The following is a 6,214-nucleotide window of genomic DNA, read 5'->3' as shown; positions in this document are numbered from 1 at the left end:
TTTGCGTGCGGTGGAGGCCGGTGGGACTGCCGCGGCTGGCGCGGTGGTGGATGGTGCGGTGGTGGTGGCTGGGGCGTGCGGGGGTGACCTGGGTCCGGTGGTGTTCGTGTTCCCTGGGCAGGGGTCGCAGTGGGTGGGGATGGGCCGGGAGTTGGCGGAGGCGTTCCCGGTGTTCGCGGAGCGTCTGGCGGAGTGCTCGGTGGCGCTGGCGCCGTTCACCGGGTGGCGTCTTGAGGATGTGTTGTCTGATGCGGTGGCGCTGGAGCGGGTGGATGTGGTGCAGCCGGTGTTGTGGGCGGTGATGGTGTCGCTGGCGGGGGTGTGGCGGTCTGTCGGGGTGGAGCCTGCGGCGGTGGTGGGCCATTCCCAGGGGGAGATCGCGGCGGCGGTGGTGGCGGGGGTGCTGTCGCTGGAGGAGGGGGCGCGGGTGGTGGCGCTGCGGAGTCGGGCGTTGCGGCGGTTGGCGGGTCGGGGCGCGATGCTGTCGGTTTCGGCTGGGGAGCAGGACGTGGCGGCGTGGTTGGCGGGGTTGGGGGGCGGGGTGTGTGTGGCGGTGGTCAATGGGCCGGGCGCGGTGACGGTGTCGGGGGAGCGGGCCGTGTTGGAGGAGCTTGCGGTGCGGTGCGAGGCGCAGGGGGTGCGGGCGCGGATGCTGCCGGTGGACTACGCGTCGCATTCGCCGCAGGTTGAGGAGTTGGAGGAGGAGTTGGCCGGGCTGCTGGCGGGTTTGGCGCCCGTGGAGGGGTCCGTTCCGTTCTATTCCGCGGTGACTGGGGGTTTGCTGTCTGGTACGGCGTTGGATGGTGGGTATTGGTATCGGAATCTGCGTGGGCGGGTGCGGTTCGCGGACGCGGTCGCGGCGGTGTTGGGGGACGGTTATCGGGTGCTGGTGGAGGCGAGTCCGCATCCGGTGCTGGCTGCGGCGGCGCAGGATGTCGCGGAGGGGTGTGGGTATGACGGGGTGACGGTGGCTGGGACGTTGCGTCGGGGTGAGGGTGGTGCTGGCCGGTTCGCGTTGTCGTTGGCGGCGGTGTGGGCGCGGGGGGTGCCGGTGGGGTGGGAGCGGCTGTTCTCCGGGGCGCGGTTGGCGCGGGATTTGCCGACTTATGCGTTCCAGCGGCGGCGGTATTGGTTGGAGGGGTCGCGGGCGGTCGGGGATGTGGCGGCTGCGGGGCTGGAGCTGGTGGGGCATCCGCTGCTGGGGGCGGCGGTTCAGCTGGCCGGGACGGGCCAGCTGCTGTTCACGGGCCGGCTGTCGGTCGGGGCGCACCCGTGGCTGGCCGACCATCAGGTGCTGGGGAAGGCTGTGGTGCCGGGGACCGCGTTGGTGGAGTTGGCGTTGCGGGCGGGCGAGCAGGCGGGCTGCGATGTCCTGGAGGAGTTGACGCTGGAGGTGCCTCTTGTCCTGCCCGCCGAGGGCGGGGTTCAGGTTCAGGTGTCGGTTGCCGTCGGTGACCCTTCCGGCCGGCGGGCGGTGGAGGTCCACGCGCGCCGTGAGGACGCCCTGCCCGGTGTGGGCTGGGTGCTGCATGCCCGCGGCGCGGTGTCCCCGTCTGGTCCCGGTGTCGGGCAGCCGGTCCCGGCTTGGGGGGAGTGGCCCCCGGCGGGTGCGGTGCCGGCGGCACCGGAGGAGCTCTACGACGAGCTGTCCGGGACTGGTTACGGGTACGGGCCGTCGTTTCGCGGGTTGCGGCGGGCGTGGCGGCGTGGGGAAGAGGCCTTCGCCGAGGTTGGGCTCCCTCAGGAGCAGCACGGCCAGGCCGTCCGGTTCGGGATCCACCCCGCGTTGCTGGACGCGGCCTTGCACTGCTCGTTTCTGGCTGGTGCCGGTGACCCGTCCACGCTGAAGTTGCCGTTCTCCTGGACTGGTGTTCGTCTGCACGCCGCCGGCGCGACGGCTTTGCGGGTCAAGGTTGCTCCTGCCGGGCCCGACGCGATCACGCTCACCGCCGCCGACGACGCGGGCCGGACGCTCGCCGCGGTTGAGCGCATCCGCTTCCAGCAGGTATCGGCCGCGGATATGGACGTTTCTAAAACGGCACAGGACGATTCGCTGTTTCACGTGGAGTGGACCGCTGGCCTGACCGATCCCACTATCGAGCCGGAGCATTGGGCGGTAGTCGGAGGAGGACGGACCGAGCTCAGGTCATCGTTGACAGCCGGGGGCATATACGCCGACGCGTATCCGGACTTCGCCGCCCTGACGAACGCCATCGCGGGAGGCAAGGCCATAGACGTTGCGCTGGTAGCCCCCGCGAACGGCGCCACCGGCGCTGAAACCAGCGAAAGCGTGGCACAGGCGGCTGCCCGGGCCTTGGCGCAGGTCCAGACATGGCTGGCGGACCGCGCATGTGATTCCGTCCAGTTGGTCTTCGTCACGCACGGGGCGGTGTCGGCGCCCGGCGATAACGGCGATAAGCGTTCGCCATTTATGGCGGGCGCATCTATCTGGGGCGTGATCAGGTCAGCTCAGCTGGAGTATCCCGGCCGGTTCACGCTCCTGGACACCGACGGGCGCCGGGCGTCCTGGCGTGCCACGCGAGCGGCGATCTGCACAGGGGAAGCCCAGATGGCTGTGCGGCAGGGTGAGATGCTCGTCCCCAGGCTCGCCCGGGCCAGCGCGGTGCCCGCTTCGGAGCGGACGGCAAGGCCAAGTCGCCCGGGGGCGGCACTCATCGTCGGAGGGCATGAACGGCCCCTCAGGTCGCTTGCCCGCTATCTGGCGGCCGAGCGCGATGTGCGGCACGTCATCATGGCAGGCGACCGCGAGGTCGGCGACAATTCAAGCTTCAAGAAGGAGATGGCCGAACTGGGCGTCAGGGTGACCGGGGTGGCGCGCGAAATAGCCAGCCCTGACACCCTGGAGGAACTGGTCGTGGCAGCATCCGCTGAGCAGGCGGTCACGGAAATCGTGTACGCGGTCAGCATGCCTGATGAGGGCGCGGTCGCGTCATGGCCGGTGGAAGACTTCAGCAGCGCGGTGCGGCGCGTGATGGACACGATCCTGCACCTCGATGGCCTGGCTCGCGAGCAGGAAGGTTCCGAGCTCGTGCTGTTCTCGTCGGCTGCCGGAATCCTCGGCGACGACAAACGCGTTGGCCTCGCGGCCTTGAGTGCTGTCATGGAAGCGCTTGGCCGAGATCGCGCGAGACGCGGTTTCGCGACACGTTCACTGGCATGGGGCGGCCAGGATGAAGGCGCTTGCGACTCCGCCGAAGAGACGGGGGCGACCAGAGGCGAGCGGCAAACGGCCCTGAGGCGCGCGTTCACCTTCCTGGACTCCTTCGACGGGGTCGGCGGAACCGTATTGGCGGGAGTTGAATGGAATGTTCCCGCCTTGCGCAAGCAAGCGGCCACCTCGAAGCTCCCGCCGTTGTTCCGCCGTCTGTTCCCCGCTCGCCCGCGGGTTCCGCAATCGGCGGCGGCCCGAACAGAGCCTGGGCTGAAGAATTGGCTTACGGATCTCACCGAGCAGGAACTCGACAGCAGGCTGCTAGATCTAGTCCACACTAATGTGGCTACGGTCCTCGGCCATGGGTCAAAGGATTCTGTGTCAGCCGATGCGGTATTCGGTGATCTTGGAATAGATTCCATGACCGCAGTTGATCTTCGCAACAGGATTAGTGCGGCTACAGGTCTTAAACTGCGTGCCACCATGGTGTTCGAGCACCCGTCATGCCTGGACCTCGCCCAGCATTTGAAGGAATCTCTGCGGTCCGGCTAGGTGACACCGTGGGTGCTGGCCACGAGCAGGAAAGGTCTTTCCCTGCTCCCCCTTCACTTCACCGATACCGGGCTGACTTTCGGCGCGGAGCCGAACAGCCGGTACCGACCCCTTGCCGTGCCGAACCAACACAGGGTCAAAAGAATCGGAGCCGTCATTGAAGACGCCTGATGTACTGATCAGCGGCCTAGGTGCCTTTCTACCCGATCGGGTGCCCATTGGCTGGGCGGTAGATCGGGGACTGATCGATCGGACCGCCGCGGAGGCATACGGGATCACCAGTGTCACGGTCGCCGGTTAACTGCCCGCGCCTGAGATGGCGGTGCGAGCGTGTCGGCAGGCTCTGGAACGGGCCGAGCAGGACGCCGAATCGCTCATGCTCGGCTACTGGGGCGCGGAGCCCCAGGCCGGTCCCTACCGCACCGGTGATCTCGGCCGGTACGGTGCCGACGGTCTGCTCGAGTACCGAGGCAGGCTCGACGACATGGCCAAGGTCCGCGGCCACCGGGTTGAGCCGGCCGAGATGACTACCGCGCTCGCCGCTCATGAAGCCGTACGCGATGCCGTCGTGCTTGTCGTCGGCACAGGTTTGCAGGCGAGGCTGCACGCCTTCGTGGTCCCTGAGACGGGTACGGCACCCGAACTGATCGACCTGAAACGCCACTGCGCGAACCACCTGCCTGCGTACATGAACATCGATGCTTTGCACCTGATCGATGGAATTCCTCGCACCGGGAACGGGAAGGTCGATCGCGTAGCGCTCAGCGGCCTCGCGGCAAGGGGGGCCGAGGCATGACGGGCACAGCCTGGAACGACTTCTGGACCGTGCTGCCGACCGAACCCGGAGCCGCGCTCTGGGACTCATCACCCGAGCTGACCGCGGCGCGGCATCTCCCGCTGTTCCGCGACCGCCTCGATCCGCTCCTGCCGCTCATCGACATCGGTTGCGGCAGCGGTCGACAGACACAGCTGCTCGAAAGAAGCGGGCTCGACGTCGTCGCCGACGGCGACATCCCCCTGCACACCACGGAGAACGATTCCGGCGGGCGACCACTGGAACTGCCGACGAGTTACGTCGTCGCGCGCGCCGTGACCCATCCCCGACACGAGGAGAACCCGTGACCGACCTCAACCGCGCAACGCTGCTCGATCAGCTGCTCTACTACGTCACTAACGAACTCGAAATCGGGGCATTGGCCGAAAAGATCACGACCGACAGTCCGGTGCTGGAATGGGGAGTGCTGGATTCGGTCCGCACCGCACGGCTGCTGGCACACATCGGCTCTGAGGACGGTCTCCGGGTTCCGTCTAGGGACATGACCGACGAACACTTCCGCACCGTGGGGACGATCACAGATCTGGTTCTGTCCCTCCGCACCCAGACCGCCGCCGCCCCCTTGGAGAACAGGTGAACCACGACTACGACATCGGCATTATCGGCGGCGGCCCGGCAGGCTCGACGGCCGCGTCCTACCTGGCCAAGGCCGGCCTCTCGGTCGCCGTGTTCGAGAGCGAGGTGTTTCCACGGGAACACGTGGGCGAGTCTCTGGTGCCGGCGACCACGCCGGTGCTGCTCGAGATCGGCGCCATGGACAAGATCGAAGCAGCGGGTTTTCCGCGCAAGTACGGTGCCGCGTGGACATCGGTGCAGGCGCATGGGGTCGACCCGCTCGGCTTCCAGGTCCACGACCACGGCCTCGGCGCGGCCGACGTGCTGTTCAACGAACGCGATCAGCTCGGTGTCGACCGTGACTACACCTTTCACGTCGACCGCGGCCGATTCGACCTAATCCTGCTCAAGCATGCGGAGAGCCTCGGCGCGAAGGTCTTCTCCGGGGGACGGGTCCGAAGCGTGGACTTCGCCGATCCTGACCGTCCGGTGTTGCGGGTCGGACTCGGCCCGGCGAGCACGGACGTGGCGGTGCGGATGGTCGTCGACGCCAGCGGACGCGGCACTCTCCTGGGGCGGCAGCTCAAGGTCAAGGTGCCCGACCCGGTGTTCAACCAGTACGCCGTGCATAGCTGGTTCGAAGGGCTCGACCGCCAGGCGCTGGCGCACAACCAGAATCAGGCCGAGTACATCTTCATCCACTTCCTGCCGCTCAGCGACACCTGGGTATGGCAGATCCCGATCACTGACACGATCACGTCGGTCGGGGTCGTCACGCAGAAGGCGCGGTTCAAGGAGAACAAGGATGATCTCGAAAGCTTCTTCTGGGACTCGGTGAACAGCAGGCCTCCGCTGCACGACGCGCTGAAGAAGGCAGCACGGGTACGCCCTTTCAAGGCCGAAGGCGACTACAGCTACGGCATGCGGACGGTGTGCGAAGACGGGATGGTCATGATCGGCGACGCCGCCAGGTTCGTCGACCCGATCTTCTCCAGCGGCGTGAGTGTCGCGATGAACAGTGCCCGACTGGCCTTTGCCGACATCATCGCCGCCGCGGAGGCCGGCGACTTCCGTAAGGGCCGGTTCGCGAACTACGTGAC

General features: G+C 67.5%; 5 protein-coding genes. All 5 read left to right on the top strand.

From position 1 onward, the window contains the following. Positions 1-3,724, top strand: a 3,724-nt coding sequence (locus tag U9980_RS19350) for an acyltransferase domain-containing protein (RefSeq protein ID WP_322769215.1), incomplete at its 5' end; no start/stop codon positions are given. A gap of 322 nt (positions 3,725-4,046) precedes the next feature. Continuing rightward, positions 4,047-4,520, top strand: coding sequence for an AMP-binding enzyme (locus U9980_RS19345; protein WP_322769214.1), 474 nt, complete (start codon positions 4,047-4,049; stop codon positions 4,518-4,520). After that, positions 4,517-4,846, top strand: a complete 330-nt coding sequence (locus U9980_RS19340; RefSeq protein WP_322769213.1) for a hypothetical protein — start codon at positions 4,517-4,519, stop codon at positions 4,844-4,846. Before U9980_RS19345 ends, U9980_RS19340 begins: the two co-directional genes overlap by 4 nt. Continuing rightward, on the top strand, positions 4,843-5,136 hold the full coding sequence (locus tag U9980_RS19335; protein WP_322769212.1) for a phosphopantetheine-binding protein: 294 nt from the start codon (positions 4,843-4,845) through the stop codon (positions 5,134-5,136). Before U9980_RS19340 ends, U9980_RS19335 begins: the two co-directional genes overlap by 4 nt. Next, positions 5,133-6,214 (top strand): NAD(P)/FAD-dependent oxidoreductase (locus U9980_RS19330; RefSeq protein ID WP_322769211.1); only part of this gene is annotated, 1,082 nt, incomplete at its 3' end. The genes U9980_RS19335 and U9980_RS19330, both read left to right, overlap by 4 nt.

It is taken from the genome of Protofrankia sp. Cr1, from assembly GCF_963555865.1.
In the GTDB taxonomy this organism is placed as follows: Bacteria; Actinomycetota; Actinomycetes; order Frankiales; family Frankiaceae; genus Protofrankia.
This window is presented reverse-complemented; position numbering and strand designations above follow the sequence as displayed.